Origin of the sequence: Seonamhaeicola sp. (assembly GCF_028281565.1) — a bacterium.
Lineage (GTDB): Bacteria > Bacteroidota > Bacteroidia > Flavobacteriales > Flavobacteriaceae > Seonamhaeicola.
Map to the genome: position 1 here is coordinate 20,329 of NZ_JANQJQ010000015.1, position 19,172 is coordinate 39,500.

A 19,172-nucleotide genomic window follows, 5' to 3' on the forward strand; every position below is an offset into this window, starting at 1 on the left:
AGTAAGGGAAAACCTTACCCGAAGTAAGGGTTTTATAAATATTTTTATTGAGTTTAAATTGATAACTCAATAAAAAGCCCGTTACGAACCTTACGCTGCCTATGTTATAAAAATTGTTTTAAAATGATCGATCCTTTACAGACCTTAATTATTGAAGACCAGCCCATAGTTCTTGATGGATATATCAGAGTTCTGGAAACCATCGCTTCCAGATATGATGCTTTAAATTTTAAAATAAGAATTGCCGAATCTTATGATGAAGCCATTATGGACATCGAACATGCCATAGATTACAATATTATTAATTTGGTCCTGCTTGATATTAACTTACCTCCGTCTAAAAACGGAAAGCTGGTAAGTGGAGATGATCTGGCTATCAAACTAAGGTTTCATTTTCCGGGAGTGAAGATCATTGTTTTAACGCAGCTGAATGATAACTACAGGTTAGTCAATATTCTAAAAAATGTGAAACCTGATGGCCTGCTTGTTAAATCAGAATTAAAACCTGAAGACTTTGTTGAAGCGGTTCTAGATGTTCTGAATGACATTCCGTTTTATAGTGATTCCGTACTCAAAGTTATAAGGCGTCACCTGTCTAATGATTTGAATTTAGACGATATAGACAGGCAAATGCTTTACCATTTGTCTTTAGGTGCCAAAACAAAAGATCTAACAGAGATTGTCAACCTGTCTCAGGCCGGCATAGAAAAAAGAAAACGAAAGCTTATTGAGGTTTTTAACCTGGATGAAAAATCAGATAAATTACTTTTAAAACTAGCCAAGGAAAAAGGTTTTTTATAAAACACAAGTCATGAAAACTAAACATTTAAGTAACAAATTACCGGCCTATAACTTACAGGAAGTTTTAATTGTACTATGTATAATCGGTATACTACTACTGTTGGCTTTACCAAACTTAATGCCCCTAATAACAAGGACCAGAAGTATTGAGGCCCAAACGCAATTAAAATATATATACAATGCACAAACAAGCCATAGGTATATGTATTCAAAGTATTCTGCCGATTTAAACGCCATAGATTTTGAACCTCCTAAAACTGTAAACGACGGTGGCAACAGTAACTATGTATACGAAATTTTGAGTGCCGATAACAGCAGTTTTAAAGTGAGAGCCACAGCCATTACCGATTTTGACAGTGACGGTATATTCAATGTCTGGGAAATAGATGAAAACGGGACACCTAAACAAACAGTAAAAGATTAATGTTTATGCTCTTTTTAAAAATAATATTGATCTTGTTGTTCGGATGCATCCTATATGAGGACCTAAAATACAGAGCCGTCCACTGGTTTCTGTTTCCTTTGGTTGGTGTCTGCATTGGTCTGTTGTTTTTTTTGAATACCCTCCCGGAGCTCTTCCTGGTTTCGGTATTAAATAATTTGGTGTTCATAAGCATACTCTTCGGAGTTATTTTCCTGTACGCCCAACTAAAACTTAAAACCGGGATTGGTCAGGTTATAGGCCTGGGCGATATCCTGCTTATTATGGTGTTAGTCTTTGGATGTGCTACCGTATCATTTATAGTCCTCTTAACATGTGCTTTCATCTTTGCCCTGATTCTGCATCTTTTTTTATCCAAAAAGCAAAAGACCGTTACAGTGCCTTTAGCCGGTTATATCAGTTTATTTTTTGGAATTGCTTTTATAGGATCCTGGGCAGGGCTAATTAATTCACTTTATTTAATCTAACCTATGGTAAAGACAGATTTTAATATTGAAACCTCTTTAGTGCAACTCATCAGCAGTGAGCAGGCGTATCATTACAATATTATTCCTTCGGAAGCCAAAAACGGACATATTGTTTTTAAAACGACTCATCCTTCCAAAGCACTTAAACAGGAATTAGAAATAGTACTGGGTAAACAAATTAAATTACTAAAAGACAGTTCTGAAAACATACAACAATACCTTACAACCAATTTCCGGCAACAATCCAATAACGTTAAAGAACACCTGGAGTACAGTGCAGATTTCCTTGAAAAACTATTACTAAGAGCCAAACATATTGGCAGTAGTGACATACACTTTGAACCTTATGAAACAAAATGCCGCGTGCGTTACAGATTGGATGGCAAACTAAAAGAACAGTATATTATTGCTTTATCTGAATATCCGGTAATTGTTAATAAGCTAAAAATAAAAGCGGGGTTAGATATTTCGGAAAAACGTTTGCCTCAGGATGGACGCATCACTATAAAGACCCATGCCGAGGAATTTGATATCAGGGTATCCTCTTTACCAACCCTTCATGGTGAAAAAATGGTGCTTAGAATTTTAAGTAAGGATGCAGACCACATCCAATTGCAAGATTTAGGTTTTACAAAAAAAGAATTAAAGACTTATACGGAAACCATTAAAAAACCAAATGGTATTATACTTATTTCAGGGCCAACAGGTTCCGGAAAGACCACAACGCTATATGCCACCTTAAAATTACTCAATGACGATAAAACTAATATTGTTACCATTGAAGACCCTATTGAATATACGTTGGAAGGTGTGAACCAGGTACAACTGAAGGAAAACATCGGACTGGATTTTGCCAGCACCCTCCGCACATTTTTACGCCAGGACCCGGATGTTATCATGGTAGGTGAAATCAGGGATGTGAAAACAGCCAACATGGCTATCAGAGCAGCACTTACAGGGCATTTGGTATTATCAACCATTCATACCAATTCTGCCTGGGCAACGGTTTCCAGGCTCATTGATATGGGGATTCCTTCCTTTTTAATTGCAAGTACCTTAAACGTAAGTGTAGCGCAACGTTTGGTTAGAAAACTTTGTAATACCTGTAAAAAAGAAGAACGAATAGCTAAGGAGCTCTTTCCGGAACACTTTGACATTCCAAAAGACCTAAAATCCCATTACGTAGCTGTAGGGTGCCATGCTTGTTATCATACAGGCTATCAAGGCAGAAAAGCCATTTACGAGATTATTCCAATAAATAAAGCATTGACAAAACATATAAAGAACAATGCCCTGGAAATAGATAATTATTTAACGGAAAATAATATGGCAACATTAAAAGAAAACGCTATTGATCTAATAAAACAGGGGATCACTTCGGTTGAAGAGGTCTATGCATTATTATCAGATTAAAAAGACATAAAAGGCCGGGGCTTAATTTATATTGAAATGAAGAAACTATTATTTATAACACTGTTGTTAATTTCCATATCGGGGTTCTCTCAGGATGACACTGCCCGTATTGAATCCATTAAAAATCAATTGGAGGCTTTAGCAATTGATAATGCCGGCTTAACCGAACAGGTTAAAACCGAAATTAATGTGAACAATATTTCCTTAACCAGTTTCTTACTGGCCATATCTGAAATTCATCAGGTTAATTTAAACCTGGCCCCGGAACTCAGCCAAATAAACATCGTAAATAATTTTAATAATGTAACGGTAGGTGACCTGCTGGTTTTCTTATGTAAAGCGTATGATTTAACTATAGATTTTACCGGAAACATTCTTTCTGTAAAAAAGTATGTCCCGCCTGAAGAAGTCCCTGAAGAACGTATTATTCCTGTTACGTTTCACCCGCTTGACAATACCATTTCCATTGATGCTAAAGGTGATAAACTATATGAACTTTTCAAGCGTATTATGGACGAATCGGGTAAAAACCTGGTATTCACTCCGGGTATGGAAAACCGGTTGGTCACATCTTATATAAAACAAATGCCATTTGATGCCGCCCTGGATAAATTGGCTTTGGCAAATCACATGTATGTGGAAAAAACAAAAGACAACTTTTATGTCTTTGAAGATGATACGCCTTCCAAAGGAGCCAATACCAATACCGGTACTTCCTGGCGACGGTCAAACCTGAACTTTACGGTTTTAGACCTGGAGTCAAAGCTATTGGAAGTCGATTTTAATAACGCGCCCATTTCAGGTATCATTCAGGACATTAGTAATGAACTTCAAATAGATATTTTCACGGCATCCCCTCTTGACAAAGCCGGCAATGTGACCTTTAAAACCAAATCTATTTCCTTTGATGACCTGCTAACTAAGATCTTTGAGTCCCAGCACCAGGCAGTTCAGTCAAAAACAGCAACTATTGCTAATCAAAACGGAGACAGAAGCACTACAAATCAGAATGCAACCTCTTCAAACAAATTCACGTTTAAAAAGGAAGGCCATATCTATTTTTTTGGTACTGAAAATCAGTTAAGCGTACGTTCGGTAGAAATTGTCCATCTGCAATATCGTTCCGTAGAATTGTTATCCGACCCGGCAGGTGGTACCATGAGAAACAGAACAGTTGGCAGAACTTATGGAAGCCAAAACAGTTACAACAGTTATAGCAGTTACAACAACTACAATGCGTCTTTAAACAGAAACTATAACAACGGATATAATAGTAATTCCATTTCAAATAATAGTTTGAACAGAAGTTCGGTTAATCCGGTAAACAGAAACAGTTTTAGCAATTCAGGCAATAAAGCCGAAGCCCTTATAAGTGTACTCCCGGATGAAATCACAAAAGACCTGGATATCAAAATAGATTTTGAACTCAACAGTTTTTATGTTACCGGCCCCGGCGCCAATATTGAACGCTTTAAAACCTTCGTTAAAAAAATTGATAAACCGGTTCCTGTAATACTTATTGAAGTCATGCTCATTGAAGTAAGCAGGAATGCCACTATAGAATCCGGTGTTAACTGGGGGATTGGTGAAGCTCCTGTAGAAACCAAAGGTGCTATTTTCCCGAAGGCTGATTTAACATTGGGCGCCAAAACCATTAACAAAGTATTACATGGTTTTGATGGCTTTGGACATGTAAACATAGGTAAAGTAGTACCGAATTTCTTTGCTACTATTAAAGCTATGGAGTCTAACGGGAACTTAAAAATTCGTTCTACACCTAAACTATCTACTTTAAATGGTCATAGAGCCACGTTTTCTAATGGTCAAACCTCATACTATGCTGTCACCCAACGCAACATTTACGGGACGGATAACCCTCAAACCTCTGAGATCACAAATTATGAGCCCATAGATGCCGAATTAGGATTAACCATAAAACCCATGGTCTCGGGTAATGGAGAAGTCACCCTGGATGTTTTTGTTGTGCAATCCAGTTTTGGGGCTCGTGTGGCAGAAGATGCACCACCGGACCTAAGTTCCAGGGAATTTACATCCATCATTCGTGTCAGGGACCAGGATATTGTGGTTTTAGGAGGATTGGAAGAACAAGAAAAAAACGACTCCGGTTCCGGAGTGCCTTTCTTAGCCAGAGTACCTGTTATAAAGTGGTTGTTCAGCCAACGTAAACGTACAGACTCTAAAGCAAAATTAACAGTACTTATAAAGCCTACAGTTATTTATTAATGTTAGATACTCTTAAAACATATCTGCTATATGGCAATCGCTTTTGCGGGGTTGAATACACCCTGAAAGATGAGCAGGATATGTTATATGTAACCGTTTTAAAAAGAGCAAAAAAAACACTAAATATTGATACTATCTCCAGGGTTACTTCTATTGAGGGCTTAGCTTCAAAACTTTCTAAAAATCAGCATATTTTTTTAGTAATCAATAATGATAATGTTCTTACTAAATGTGTTGAAGATCAGACCAACTCAAATAAGAACAATCGAGTCTACAATGCCTTCCCTAACCTGAATATAGATGATTTTTATTATGAAATAATTGATCAAAACGGAAAACATTTTGTTTCCATTTGCAGAAAATCATATTTGGAAGCACTCTTAACAAAGTTTAAAGGTTACGGTGTTCAAATTATTAATGTGTCATTAGGAAATAATGTCATTGCCGGCATTACGGGCTTTACAACTAACAGGCAAATTAGTTCCTCTAACTCCAATATTTTTATAGAGGACGGCCTGATAAAGTCTATAGAAAAGAGAGCCTCCATGGATACTGCAGAATATGATATCAATGGGCTACAAACGAGTAATACCGACCTATTATCTTTATCCGGAGCTTTAGAAACCGTTATTGGAACTTACAATAGTCAAACTAACTTTGAACACCTTATACTATCTCTTAAGGATACTTTTTTCCAATCCAGATTCTATAACCTGTTCTTAAAAACCGGATTAGTATTGATCCTAAGTATTTTGTTAGTAAACTTTTTTGTTTTCAATCATTACTTTGATCAGGTTAATGATCTACAACAGACGTCTCAAATTAATGAAGTTTCAAAGCAGGATTTGCTTCAATTAAACGAAGCAGTCAGCAAATCTCAAAAAATGGTAGATGATATGCTTAAGAGTAATGCCTCGAAAAGCTCATTCTATGTTAATGCCATTATTCAAAGTTTGCCGGAATCGGTATTATTGTCCGAATTAAACTATCAACCCCTTTTAAAACGTATTAAAAAGGATAAACCTGTTGAAACCAATACCAACATCATTTTGATCTCAGGTGTGTCAAACAATAGCGAATCCTTTTCAAAATGGATAAACAGTCTGGAAAGTTTAACCTGGGTGCATGGTGTGGATATTCTGGGTTATGAAGATGCTTCTGTATCTGAGTCAACATTTAATCTAAAGCTAAATCTTATAATTGAAATCTAAAACTAAAAATATCATATTAATCATCGGTTTTTTTCTGGCTCTGGTTTTATGCTATCAATTAGCCCTATCAAAAACTTTAGCTTTAAAAACAGAGTTTAAGACTTTAAAAAAGCAAGATCTTTTATTTGAAAGTACACCTAAACAACTATCGCTTTTAAAACAAAAACAAAAATATTACGATTCTATACTGGTTAAGCACCAAATTAATGGAAGTTCTTTACAAAACAATTTATTAAAGGCCATAAATACATTTGCGGATAGTAGTAACATTAAGGTCGTTTCATTTTCAGAACCGCATGTTATCAATCAAAATGCTCTAAAAATAAACACCTACCAATTTTCACTAGAAGGCAATTACAATGCTATGATTAAACTAATATATAAACTGGAGCAAGAGACCAGATTTGGTGAGATTATTAGCCTGCATTTTGAAAAGAAAAAGAATTTTAGAACCAACACGTATTATTTACAGGCCCATGTTATGCTTAGGAACTTTGGTAATTAAACCTGACTTTACCTGCAAATATTTCAGTTTGATTAAAATTTCTGATAACAAAACCTAAACACTATCCAAAAGTTACTTAAAGGTTTAAGTAAATTCCGGTAGTTGTTCTTTTAAAAACTTAAAATCGTCTAAACCTTTAGTATTTGTTACTATTTCTAGAGAAAAGAGTTTTGATTTTCTATTGAACTTCCAGTCTTTTAACACGAAAGCCTTCGTTTTTAATTCTTCGGCATTTATATAGAAATTAACAAGAAATAAATACTTTTAAACCAGAAATTATTTCATTTTGAACCTTATCTTATTTGGTTCAACGTTTCAAAAAACTAAAAGGTGTGTATTATATAGGACTAGACATTGGAAGCTCTTCGGTAAAGGTAGCACTTGTAAATGCCGAATCCGGAGAAAATATTTTAAGCCTGAACGAGCCTACCAACGAAATGGAGATTTTAGCTCTTCAAAATGATTGGGCTGAGCAGGATCCGGGACTTTGGTGGACCTATGTTTGTAAAGCTATTAAACGTGTTCTTACTGAAACCGGAGTTGATGCCTCTAAAATTTCGGGTATTGGTATTTCGTATCAAATGCATGGTTTGGTTATTGTAGATAAAGAGGGGAAACCGTTGCGCAATTCTATCATTTGGTGCGACAGTCGTGCCGTAGCCATTGGTGAAAATGCTCACCAAGAACTGGGAGAAGAGTTTTGTGCTGAGCACTTACTCAATTCCCCAGGGAATTTTACCGCTTCAAAATTAAAATGGGTTAAGGATAACGAACCTGACATTTATGAACAGGTTTATAAATATATGTTACCCGGAGATTACATCGCTTATAAATTAACAGGAGCGATTACCACGACTAAAAATGGCTTATCCGAAGGTATTCTTTGGGATTACAAAGCGGATGCTTTAGCTGAATCATTGTTAGATCATTATGGCATTGATAAAGATTTAACCCCAACCATTGTAGCTAATTTTACAGATCAGGGGGTTACCCATGAAAAAGCTTTTGAAGCAACCGGAATTCCTGCAGGTGTTCCTGTGACCTACAGAGCGGGCGATCAGCCAAATAATGCGTTATCACTAAATATTTTTAATCATGGGGAAGTAGCCGCCACCGGGGGCACATCAGGTGTGGTATATGCGGTTACCAATACATTAAAGTCTAAAGAATCTTCAAGGATCAACCATTTTATTCATGTAAACTATACACCGGAAAACACAACCGTTGGAAAATTACTATGTATTAACAGCTGTGGTATCATGTACCGGTGGTTAAAAGATAATATTGGTATTGATTCTTATGAAGCCATGAATAATAAAGCGGCTGAAGTCCCTATCGGGTCTCATGGTGTAGCTATCATTCCTTTTGGAAATGGTGCTGAACGCATGTTAAACAGTAAGAATATTGGAGCTCACTTTTTAAACTTCAATTTAAATCTTCATAGCAACGCCCATTTGTGCAGAGCTGCGTTAGAGGGTATTGCCTTTGCCTTTGTTTACGGCATGGAGATCCTAAAAAATGACAATGCAGAAATAAAGGTGATCAGAGCCGGAAATGATAATTTATTCCGGGCCGAGATCTTTTCAAATACCGTGGCAACACTTATTGGTCACGAAATTGAAATTTATAACACTACCGGTGCTGTTGGTGCTGCAAGAGCAGCAGGATTGACCGATGGTGATTTTGAGAAATTCGGGGCCAATATTACTAAGAACGATCATGTCATGACGTTTATGCCTCTGAAAAACAAAGAACCTTACCGGGAGGCTTATTTAAATTGGAAGAAAGAACTGGAAATTATACTAACTAATAAATAAAACTTTAAACATTATGGAATATTTTAAAGGTATAGATAAGATACAATACGAAGGACGCGATTCTGACAATCCGTTAGCTTTTAAATGGTACAACCCCGAGCAGGTTGTAGCCGGAAAAACCATGCGCGAGCATTTTAAATTTGCCATTGCTTACTGGCACACCTTCTGCGGACAAGGTTCAGATCCGTTTGGACCGGGCACTCAAAACTTTGCCTGGGATCAGGCTTCAGACCCTATTCAGGCGGCAAAAGACAAAGCCGATGCGGCGTTTGAATTCATTGATAAAATGGGATTTGATTACTACTGTTTCCATGATTATGATTTGGTTCAGGAAGCACCAACTTTTGCTGAATCAGAGCAACGATTGGCCACTATTGTGGATTATCTAAAGGAAAAGCAAAGTGCTTATAGTAAAAAATTGCTTTGGGGAACCGCTAACTGTTTTTCAAACCCAAGATATATGAACGGGGCTGCTACCAATCCGGATTTTAATGTGGTGGCAAGAGCCGGTGGACAGGTAAAATTAGCTTTAGATGCTACCATTGCTTTAGGTGGTGAAAATTATGTGTTCTGGGGTGGACGTGAAGGCTATATGTCTTTGCTGAATACTGATTTAGGCAGAGAATTAGATCATATGGCCCGGTTTTTAACCATGGCCAGAGATTATGCCAGAAGCCAGGGCTTTGAAGGCACTTTCTTTATTGAGCCGAAGCCAATGGAGCCTATGAAACATCAATACGATTTTGATTCGGCTACAGCTATTGGATTCTTAAAAGAATATGGCCTGGATAAAGATTTTAAAATGAACATTGAGGTGAATCACGCCACATTAGCGCAGCACACCATGCAACACGAATTGGCTGTGGCTGCAAAAGCGGGTATGCTGGGGAGTATTGATGCCAACAGAGGGGATTATCAAAACGGCTGGGATACAGACCAGTTCCCAAATAATATCCAGGAAACTACCGAAGCTATGTTGGTATTTCTTAAAGCCGGTGGTTTACAAGGCGGCGGTATTAATTTTGATGCTAAGATCAGAAGAAATTCTACCGACTTAGAAGATGTTTTCTTAGCGCATATTGGTGGTGCAGATACTTTTGCCCGAGCATTAATTACAGCTGATAAAATTATAACGTCTTCACAATACGATAGCCTGAGACAAAAAAGATACAGTTCTTTCGATTCAGGAAAAGGGAAAGATTTTGAAGATGGAAAGCTTGACCTGAAAGCACTTTACGACATTGCACAGGATAATGGCGAATTGGAATTGCAAAGCGGTAAGCAGGAATTGTTTGAAAATATTATCAACCAATACATTTAATAGATCATGAGTTCAGTATTAGAAGGTTTAGACTGGGTAGTTTTAGGCATCTACTTTTTAGCCCTGGTTGCGGTAGCAGTCTGGGTAGTACTTCAAAAGAATAAAAACACCGAAGATTATTTTTTAGCAGGAAGGAATGTAGGTTGGTTCGTGATTGGAGCCTCTATCTTTGCTTCTAATATTGGATCAGAGCATGTGGTGGGCCTTGCGGGTACCGGTTTTGAATCGGGGACCCCCATGGCGCATTATGAATTACATGCCTGGATAGTGTTATTACTTGGGTGGTTGTTTTTGCCATTCTATATCAGAAGTGGCGCTTTTACCATGCCCGAATTCCTGGAAAAACGTTTTGATTCGCGCTCACGTTGGTTCTTATCGGTTTTCTCATTAGTCGCTTATGTACTGACCAAAGTATCGGTAACCATTTATGCCGGCGGTATTGTGGTTTCTGAATTATTAGGAATTCCATTCTGGTACGGAGCCATTGGCATTGTTATATTTACCGGGATCTACACCGTTATTGGTGGTATGAAAGCGGTGATCTATACCGAAACTTTACAGACTATCATTTTAATATTAGGTTCTGTGATCATCACCTATTTAGGGTTACAGGAAGTAGGCGGCTGGGGTCAATTACGTGATACCGTAACGGCTGTAAGTCCGGACCATTTTAATATGTGGCGCCCTATGAGCGATCCACAATTCCCATGGACCGGCTTATTGATTGGTGGTACCATTGTTGGGATCTGGTATTGGTGTACGGATCAATATATTGTACAACGAACCCTTGCTGCTAACAACATTAAAATTGGTAGGCGCGGTGCCATCTTTGGAGCTTACTTAAAGCTTTTACCCATATTGATTTTTCTGGTTCCGGGTATTATAGCTTTTGCCTTATCCCTTCAAAACCCGGAAGTGTTTTCAGTAGCAAAAGCCGATAGGGCCTTCCCCATGTTGGTAAAAACTTTATTGCCTGTTGGGTTGAAAGGTTTAGTTGCCGGTGGATTAATGGCGGCCCTGATGAGTTCATTAGCATCGGTGTTTAACTCCTGTTCTACTATTTTTACTATTGATATTTACAAGAAATTAAAACCTGAAAAATCTGAAAAGCAACTATTAAACATCGGTAAAGTAGCTACCAGTTTTATCGTGGTGTTAGGTATTATCTGGATCCCTATTATGGAAAAAATTGGCGGTGGGGTTATGTATCAGTACCTTCAAAATGTACAATCCTATATTGCACCTCCGGTAACAGCTGTATTCCTTTTGGGTATTATCTGGAAACGCGTTAATGCCAAAGCAGCTATTACAACCCTGTTAGCCGGATTATTTTTATTGGTGCTACGTTTAAGTTCCGAGATATATTATCAGCCACAAATTAGTGCCGGAGACGCTGTGGATGGTCTGTTGTATGGATTCGCTACCATTAACTTCGCACATATGGCTATCTTTATGTTCATATTCTCGGTGATACTTTGTGTGTCTGTAAGTTTAGCAACTACGGCTCCGGATTATAAAACGATTATCGGACTGTCCTTTGGAACTCTTACCGATGAACAAAAACAAGAGAACAAAGGCAGTTATGATACCATCGACATTGTACTGTCCGTAATATTAGTCATTTTGGTAATTGGCGTACTAAGCTATTTTACAGGGTGATAAAATAATAGTTATATAATATTCAAAAGGCCTGACAGAAGTATCTGTCAGGCCTTTTTTATTAGTATAATTTCCTAAATATTGAGTGACAGTCCCGAATAACGACCAATTACGAATTTTAAGTTATTCCCATTCCGTTAAAGCGATTCCCAGTGGATTCACGTAACGGCTCTCGTCATTGGGTTATAGTGTAGTCCTTATAGTTATTTTTCAATGCTGTTATAATTTTTCAAGGTCTTTAGTGCCCACAAGGTTTGGATGCCAGCCCACTCCAGTTTTGTCCCTTCACTAATACCATACCAGGTATCCCATCTCCCATCATTCTTTTGTCGGTTAATCAATTCTTTTATGTCTGAATTAATCATGTCTTTGGAAAATATAGGATATAGAATGCTCCCGGGTGAAGGTGCATAATTTAAGCTATGAGGTTTTCCGTAAAGCCCCCAATTAGCGTCCGATTTGTCTTTGCAAAGTACGCCATCCGCCATTATCCAGTTCTGCAAATCGTTAATTGTTTTTTCCGCTTTAATCTTATTTTTAGTGTATTTCAAAAACATGAGCCATCTTGGTACGCACAGATAACAGAAGATGTGTTTTTCTTTAATCCGCTCAAACTCTTTCCAAACAAATTGTTCTGCTTTCTTCATCCAGGGAATATCCACTCCATGCTTTTCCAAAATTCCCAATAAAGGGGCCGTAGTACTCAAAGCGGCCCACTCTTTAACCGTTTTAAAGTGTGCTTCACAGGGGTAAGTACTTTTGGGTTTGAACATCCATGGAATCCCTCCTGCTTCTGTAGTGATACTTTCAAAGTATGGCATGAAGTCTTTTTGTATCAAATCTGCATTTAGGTAACCTATTTCATCTAAAGTCTCTAGAGCCATAATACTAAAGAGTGGCTGGCTTTCCGGGGATGCCGTATCGGGCTCCATACCATGTCCAAAACCACCGTCAGAATTTCGATAAGCATAAACTGCATGAAAAACGCCTTCGGCACCTTCATTTTCAAAATGAAGTTGAAACAAACGCCTTTCTATCATTCTCGCATTTGTCAATATAAAGTCCCTTGCTTTTATGAAGTTATTCCCGGATAGTTTCATTCTGTATTCGAGCTTTAGTACAAAACCAAAAAATTAAACACTTCTCTTCGTACTCTCCCGTTCAATCAGACTGGTCTTGATCACCTTAGTTTGGAATGGTGTATCTGAGTTACCTTCAAGGCGTTCCATAAGCATATTGGCTGCCATTTCACCAATGTATTTACCATGTTGGCTTATAGTGGTGATCTTAGGCGATACGTATTGTGGAAGCGGGCCATTGGTAAAACAAATAATAGATAGTTCTTCAGGAATGTTATAACCCATACGTTTAACAATTTCAAGCGATTGTACCGCAGAACTCTCCTCTAAACACAATAAACCGTCAATAGATTTATCTGCCAGCACGATCTTCATGGCGGTTTCAAAATCTTCGCGTTTACCTATTTTTACAATAAGCTTGTTGTCTATATCAATTTGATTTTCAGACAGGGCCTGTTCATATCCTTTAGCCCGAAGTTTTCCAACGCTTAAATTATCAATCACCGAGATCAGAGCTATACGTTTACACCCAGTTTTAATAAGATGATTGGTGGCATGACGTGCCCCTTCAAAATCATCCACAATTACCTTATCACAATCAATAGCATCTGTTACGCGGTCAAACATCACCATAGGAACCCCTTCGTTAATAGCGTTTTTAAGATGTTGATATTCCTCTTTCGCTTGCGTTTCTTCAGCTAAGGATAAAATAAAACCATCCAGTGTGCCATTCTTTAAAAGTTCCATGGTCTTAAGTTCTTTTTCATGCGATTCGTTAGAAATACAGGAAATCAAACTATAGCCTTTTTCTGTAGCCCGTTCTTCAATTCCCACAAACACCTTGGCAAAAAAGTTATTCATAATGTTCGGGATGATCACACCAATGGTTTTGGTCTTCTTATTCAGTAAACTCAACGCCACACTATTGGGCTGGTAGTTATGTGCTTTGGCGTACTGTTGAATCTTTTCCTTGGTTTTCACACTAATCTCATAGCTATCACTCAACGCTTTTGATACCGTGGCAATAGACACATCAAACTCATTGGCAATATGTTTTAGAGTAATCCGTTTTTTCATCATCAAAAAAGTAACTAATTGCTAATTTAATTAATTAAGCCTAATAAAGTATTCTTTTCCTTAGGCTAGTTATTTTCTATCCTTTTTGGTTTTAATCGAAAAAGAACTCCGCAACGAGTTGCGTTGAGGTTCTCGAATTAAATTGTCATTCCCGCCAAGGCGGGAATCTAAAATAAAAGCATTTTGATTTATAACCTCCGAAAATAATGTATCTCATAATATACATCTTTTAGCTTGCGCTTGCCAGAGTGGTTAGTTTTAAGAAATTCTTTTATTTACCTTTGTAAACTTAATACACAAGTTTATGATATATTCAATGACAGGTTACGGAAAATCTGTATTGCAATTGCCTACTAAAAAAATCACCATAGAGCTAAAGTCTCTCAACAGCAAAAACCTTGATTTAAACGCAAGAATGCCAACCATTTACAGGGAAAAGGAACTGGCCATCAGAAAATTACTTGCCGATTCACTGGTACGCGGTAAAATAGATTTTTCCATTTATGTTGAAGCCACGGCCGATGACACCTCGTCTCAAATAAACAAACCGGTTGTAAATCAGTATATCAAGCAATTAAAAGAGGTGGTGGATGGTGATGACGTTGAATTGTTGAAAATGGCCGTAAGATTTCCGGATGCTTTAAATACGATAAGAGAAGAAATTGATGAAGCTGAATGGAACGCTATTGAAACCGAAATAAATAATACGGTCACTGCTTTGAACACCTATAGAAAAGATGAAGGCAAAGCACTTGAAACCGACTTTATAAAACGCATCGCAAACATTGACGTTTTACTGGATCAGGTCATTAAAATGGATCCTGATCGTATTGAAGCCGTTCGGGAACGCTTGCTTAGAGGTGTTGAAGAATTAAAGGAAAAATACGATGAAAACCGCTTTGAACAGGAGCTGGTGTATTACATAGAAAAGTTTGACATCACCGAAGAAAAAGTGCGTCTAAAAAACCATTTGAATTATTTTATCGAGACTTTGAATTCCAAAGACTCCAACGGTAAAAAATTAGGGTTTATCGGGCAGGAAATAGGCCGAGAAATAAATACAATTGGTTCTAAAAGTAACTACGCACCCATGCAGCAATTGGTGGTACAAATGAAAGACGAACTTGAAAAAATTAAGGAACAGCTGCTGAATGTGCTTTAGCACGGTCTCCGTTGCAGTAAACAGTTCTCAAGTAAATAATAAAATTGTCGTGTATTTGTGACGAAAAAAGATAAAAAACAAGGTAAATTAATAGTGTTTTCGGCACCATCAGGCTCCGGTAAAACAACCATAGTAAGGCATTTATTAGGCATTGAAGCCTTGAATTTAGAGTTTTCTATTTCGGCTACTTCCAGGGATAAAAGAGGTAATGAAGTGGACGGTAAAGACTACTATTTCCTTTCAACCAAAGCCTTTAAAAGCAAAATAAAGAACGAGGAATTTTTAGAGTGGGAAGAAGTTTACAGAGATAATTTTTACGGGACTTTAAAAACCGAAGTAGAGCGCATATGGGCCATGGGTAAACATGTGATTTTTGATATTGATGTTTCCGGCGGGCTCAGAATAAAACGTAAATTCCCTGAGCAAACCTTAGCTGTTTTTGTAAAGCCACCAAGTATTGATGAGCTGAAAATCAGATTAAAACAACGACAAACTGAAAGCGACGAAAAGATAAGCATGCGTGTTGCAAAGGCTTCAGCCGAATTGGCAACAGCGCCTTTGTTTGATAAAATTGTTGTAAATGATAGTTTGGAAAACGCCCTTAACGAAGCTGAAGTTTTAGTCAACGATTTTGTAAACTCGTAACGTAATAATGAAGGTTGGTTTATATTTTGGATCTTTTAACCCCATTCACGTTGGGCATTTAGTTATTGCAAATCATATTGCGGAGTATAGTGACCTGTCCCAGGTTTGGTTTGTAGTAACGCCTCATAATCCTTTTAAAAAGAAAAGCACGTTACTGGATAATTACCAGCGTTTGGAAATGGTTTACAGAGCCACCAAAGAGTATCCCAAATTAAAACCAAGCGACATTGAATTTAAACTGCCACAGCCTAATTATACCATTAACACACTGGCTCATTTAGAAGAAAAATATCCGGAGCATGAATTTTGTCTGATCATGGGGGAGGATAATTTAAAGCATTTTCACAAGTGGAAAAACGCTGATGTAATTCTTGAAAATTATCACATCTACGTCTACCCCAGAATTCCGAAGCAAACCGTAGAAACCAAATTTGATGACCACGAAAAGGTGCATTTTATTGATGCTCCGGTTATGGAAATCTCCTCAACGTTCATTAGAAAATCCATTAAAGAAGGTAAAAATGTGCAGCCCATGTTGCCACAACATGTTTGGGAGTATCTGGACGAAATGAATTTTTATAAGTAACTCTTTTTTCAGTACCTTACTAGGGAAAAAACAGAGCAGACAATTAATTTCATCGTTTTAAATGAAAACCAATTACTTCTTCCCGCTATCCGTATTTTCTTTACTGATCCTAATAGCGTCATGCAATAAAAAAGCGGAACAAAAAAAGCAGATTGACAACAGTATTCCATTTGAAGTCTTTGCAAAATTTGAACGTGTGGAAGGCGCAAGCCCTTTGATTACAGTTGATCCACCGGAATGGGCAGCAGCAGCCCATACTTTGATTGTTAAAGACACCATTCATTATTTTTGGAGCAAACGTGATGAACACAAGTTTTGGGATTTAAGGCATAGTTACGCTCCGGTTGAAAATCCGGAACGGGTTGTTCATGATAGCAGAAACCCTATATTATCACCTCCGGAAACAGGCATGGATAGTAAATCCATTGAATACCCTTGTCCGTTTTATAATCCTTTGGATAAAAAATTCTATATGTACTATCTGGTTAAAGAAAACATCCCGGGAACCATGTCGCCTAAACAAACCGGCCTTTTGGTAAGTGATGGTGACATGGGTGATTGGAAACGTGTTGTAGATCATCCGGTCATCTATTCCGAATTTGAACATGAAAAAATTGTGGCCGGCCATACGGCTGTAGCTATTGTAAAAGACACCATTCATATCATTTATACCAGCCTGATTAGTTACGACCACAATCCTGCAGTTTGTCTTGCAACAGCCCCATTGAACGACCCTAAAAAGGTTACAAAAAACCCTGATAACCCTGTTTTTAAAGGTAGTGGGAAAGCCTGGGATGCTTATGGCGTTAGAGAAGCTGAAATCTTAAAAGGCCCTGAATATTTTCACATATTTTACGGAGGCAGGGATAAAGAGGGCATATTTCAAATAGGCCATGTACGAACTAAAGATTTTAAAACCTTTGAACCCAATCCGTATAACCCCATTCTAACAGTGGCTGAAGATGAAAATGCCTGGGATTCTGATGGCTTGTTAACCCCACAAGTCTTCGAAATGGGTGACTATTATTATATGTTGTATGCCGGATTAAATGGCCCCGATTGGAATAAAGGGCATTGCGTTTCCGGGTTGGCAAGAGCTCCGAAGCATTAATCACAAAAATTTAACCATACCCAAGGCGGTTTAGGTTTTAAATTACGTTAACTTCGTTTCATATTCTTATATCTAAATAAAATGGAAATAGCTATAATTGCCCATGATGGTAAAAAGGCTGAAATGGTTCAGTTTTTAAATCAACACAAAGAAAAACTTCAGGAAAAGAAAATCGATATCATATCTACCGGTACCACAGGAGGTAAGGTTGAAAAGGCGGGTATAGAGGTTACTAAAATGCTATCCGGACCTCTGGGTGGTGACGCTCAAATTGCTGCCAGAGTTGCCGAAGGTAAATGCAACATGGTCATCTTTTTTAGAGATCCTTTGGAAAAGCACCCTCATGAGCCGGATGTTATTATGCTAATGCGATTATGTGATGTGCATGATGTGCCACTGGCAACGAACCCTGCCACTGCTGAATTACTTGTTAGAGCACTCTGACCATTTGACTTTGTAGAAATTTCAACTGGATTAGCTTAATGCCGGATCTAAAAAAAGAAACCGCCTAAAGAGAAGTTACTTTAAACGGTTTCTAAACTAAATAACCAACCAAAATTTTGTTATGCTGTAGCGCAGGATCTCATCCTACTTGTTTCTTGTATTTTCTCTAGGGTTGTCTTTCTTTTCTTTTTTAAACTTACGTTTCTTTTCAACAGTTGTTGTTTTTCCTTTGGCATCTGTAATTTTCAAATATTGAATATACCCCCTTCCTTTAAATTCGTATACGGTTTCAGATGTAGGATGGTACAACTCTATGGTTCCGTCATCTATAACGGTCAATTCAAAGAATTCATTGTCAAAGAAATCATAATCTAATGTTAAAGTTTTTAGATACATATCGTTGGTAACATCTCCTACACCATAAACGCCTGTGTAATCCCAAATAAGATTATTTACATTGGTTCCGATATCATCCTGAGAACTTTGGAACGTAGAATCATTGCCGCCGGGCAAAAACTGTAAAAAGTTTTCGTTATCAAATTCGTTGATAGCCCCAAACTCACTGGTATATACTTTTTCCCAGGCTTCATATTCCTGCAGGAAATAGTGAATATTATCATAGAACACAAAATCGTAATCAAAATTACTGCGTTGATAACCGTCTAAAAAGTAAGAGGTATCGTTATTGGGGTTGTAAAGTTCAATGGTATTCCCGTCTATCTGATAAATATCGAAGGTTGAAAACCCGTCAATATCATGATGTACATCTAAAATCATATCGTATGCATCGTACTCACCTACATCAATGCCAAACCCGTTCCCATTATTTCCTAATCCAACTATATTATTATTGGCATAGACCACACCGCCTCTAAAAGAAACAGTAAATGCTTTTTGTAAAAAAGGCGTTTCGCCGAAACCTTTTGTGGCATTAATATCAACATACCACAATTCATAGGAACTCAACAACTGATTTAAAGAAATTGCGGGCTCATCAAAATCATCAACACGCACTTCAGTATAACATGATGTAAATAATGTTGCCGTTAATGCAAATGCGAAAAGTAATTTTATAGTCTTCATATTGTTCTCGTTTTAGGGTTTATACTTTCTGGAATTCAAAACGCGTGCCAAAAAATTGTTATTATTAGATTAAGCAACTAAATGGCTTTAATATTTTTATGTACT

18 protein-coding genes are annotated in these 19,172 nt (G+C 37.5%); 15 read left to right on the top strand and 3 right to left on the bottom strand.

All coding sequences use genetic code 11. From position 1 onward, the window contains the following. Positions 1–123 precede the first annotated feature (123 nt). The 10 genes from Q0983_RS07060 (at position 124) to Q0983_RS07105 (ending at position 11,880) form a co-directional block, all read left to right on the top strand. The gene (locus tag Q0983_RS07060; protein WP_299550663.1) at positions 124–801 is read left to right on the top strand and encodes a DNA-binding response regulator; all 678 of its coding nucleotides are present in this window, start codon (positions 124–126) and stop codon (positions 799–801) included. Positions 802–811: 10 nt separating this feature from the next. Then, positions 812–1,225, top strand: coding sequence for a general secretion pathway protein GspG (locus tag Q0983_RS07065; RefSeq protein WP_299550665.1), 414 nt, complete (start codon positions 812–814; stop codon positions 1,223–1,225). Positions 1,226–1,230: 5 nt separating this feature from the next. Continuing rightward, positions 1,231–1,710, top strand: coding sequence for a general secretion pathway protein (locus Q0983_RS07070; RefSeq protein WP_299550667.1), 480 nt, complete (start codon positions 1,231–1,233; stop codon positions 1,708–1,710). 3 nt (positions 1,711–1,713) lie between these two features. Next, positions 1,714–3,123: a GspE/PulE family protein gene (locus Q0983_RS07075; protein WP_299550669.1), complete on the top strand. Its 1,410-nt coding sequence runs from the start codon at positions 1,714–1,716 to the stop codon at positions 3,121–3,123. A gap of 36 nt (positions 3,124–3,159) precedes the next feature. After that, a complete protein-coding gene (locus Q0983_RS07080) occupies positions 3,160–5,367 on the top strand; it encodes a general secretion pathway protein GspD (protein ID WP_299550671.1) in 2,208 nt (735 codons plus the stop codon). Beyond that, a complete protein-coding gene (locus Q0983_RS07085) occupies positions 5,367–6,578 on the top strand; it encodes a hypothetical protein (protein ID WP_299550673.1) in 1,212 nt (403 codons plus the stop codon). Before Q0983_RS07080 ends, Q0983_RS07085 begins: the two co-directional genes overlap by 1 nt. Next, complete coding sequence (locus Q0983_RS07090; RefSeq protein WP_299550675.1) at positions 6,568–7,083, top strand: hypothetical protein; 516 nt, start codon at positions 6,568–6,570, stop codon at positions 7,081–7,083. Before Q0983_RS07085 ends, Q0983_RS07090 begins: the two co-directional genes overlap by 11 nt. Positions 7,084–7,415: 332 nt before the next feature. Continuing rightward, positions 7,416–8,900, top strand: coding sequence for an FGGY family carbohydrate kinase (locus tag Q0983_RS07095; protein WP_299550677.1), 1,485 nt, complete (start codon positions 7,416–7,418; stop codon positions 8,898–8,900). Positions 8,901–8,913: 13 nt separating this feature from the next. Further along, positions 8,914–10,221 (top strand): xylose isomerase, encoded by a 1,308-nt coding sequence (gene xylA, locus Q0983_RS07100; protein ID WP_299550679.1) that lies wholly within the window; start codon positions 8,914–8,916, stop codon positions 10,219–10,221. Positions 10,222–10,227: 6 nt separating this feature from the next. Next, positions 10,228–11,880: a sodium:solute symporter gene (locus Q0983_RS07105; protein WP_299550681.1), complete on the top strand. Its 1,653-nt coding sequence runs from the start codon at positions 10,228–10,230 to the stop codon at positions 11,878–11,880. A 203-nt stretch (positions 11,881–12,083) separates the two neighbouring features. On the opposite strand, the gene Q0983_RS07110 is transcribed toward Q0983_RS07105, so the two are convergent. Both Q0983_RS07110 and Q0983_RS07115 read right to left on the bottom strand, forming a co-directional pair. Further along, positions 12,084–12,980 (bottom strand): hypothetical protein, encoded by an 897-nt coding sequence (locus tag Q0983_RS07110; protein ID WP_299550683.1) that lies wholly within the window; start codon positions 12,978–12,980, stop codon positions 12,084–12,086. Positions 12,981–13,013: 33 nt separating this feature from the next. Continuing rightward, a complete protein-coding gene (locus Q0983_RS07115) occupies positions 13,014–14,039 on the bottom strand; it encodes a LacI family DNA-binding transcriptional regulator (RefSeq protein ID WP_366141002.1) in 1,026 nt (341 codons plus the stop codon). Positions 14,040–14,340: 301 nt separating this feature from the next. On the opposite strand from Q0983_RS07115, the gene Q0983_RS07120 reads away from it, so the two are divergent. The 5 genes from Q0983_RS07120 (at position 14,341) to Q0983_RS07140 (ending at position 17,984) form a co-directional block, all read left to right on the top strand. After that, the gene (locus Q0983_RS07120) at positions 14,341–15,198 is read left to right on the top strand and encodes a YicC/YloC family endoribonuclease (RefSeq protein WP_299550685.1); all 858 of its coding nucleotides are present in this window, start codon (positions 14,341–14,343) and stop codon (positions 15,196–15,198) included. 57 nt (positions 15,199–15,255) lie between these two features. Then, on the top strand, positions 15,256–15,843 hold the full coding sequence (gene gmk, locus Q0983_RS07125; RefSeq protein WP_299550687.1) for a guanylate kinase: 588 nt from the start codon (positions 15,256–15,258) through the stop codon (positions 15,841–15,843). A 7-nt stretch (positions 15,844–15,850) separates the two neighbouring features. Further along, entirely contained in the window at positions 15,851–16,429 is a 579-nt protein-coding gene (gene nadD / locus Q0983_RS07130) for a nicotinate (nicotinamide) nucleotide adenylyltransferase (protein WP_299550689.1), read from the top strand. Between the two features lie 61 nt (positions 16,430–16,490). Continuing rightward, positions 16,491–17,540 carry a hypothetical protein gene (locus Q0983_RS07135; protein ID WP_299550691.1) on the top strand — a complete coding sequence of 350 codons (1,050 nt, stop codon included), beginning with the start codon at positions 16,491–16,493 and terminating at the stop codon, positions 17,538–17,540. 81 nt (positions 17,541–17,621) lie between these two features. Further along, complete coding sequence (locus Q0983_RS07140; RefSeq protein ID WP_299550693.1) at positions 17,622–17,984, top strand: methylglyoxal synthase; 363 nt, start codon at positions 17,622–17,624, stop codon at positions 17,982–17,984. A gap of 144 nt (positions 17,985–18,128) precedes the next feature. Here Q0983_RS07140 and Q0983_RS07145 read toward each other — a convergent pair whose 3' ends face one another. Further along, a complete protein-coding gene (locus Q0983_RS07145; protein ID WP_299550695.1) occupies positions 18,129–19,067 on the bottom strand; it encodes a nicotinic acid mononucleotide adenyltransferase in 939 nt (312 codons plus the stop codon). Positions 19,068–19,172 lie beyond the last annotated feature (105 nt).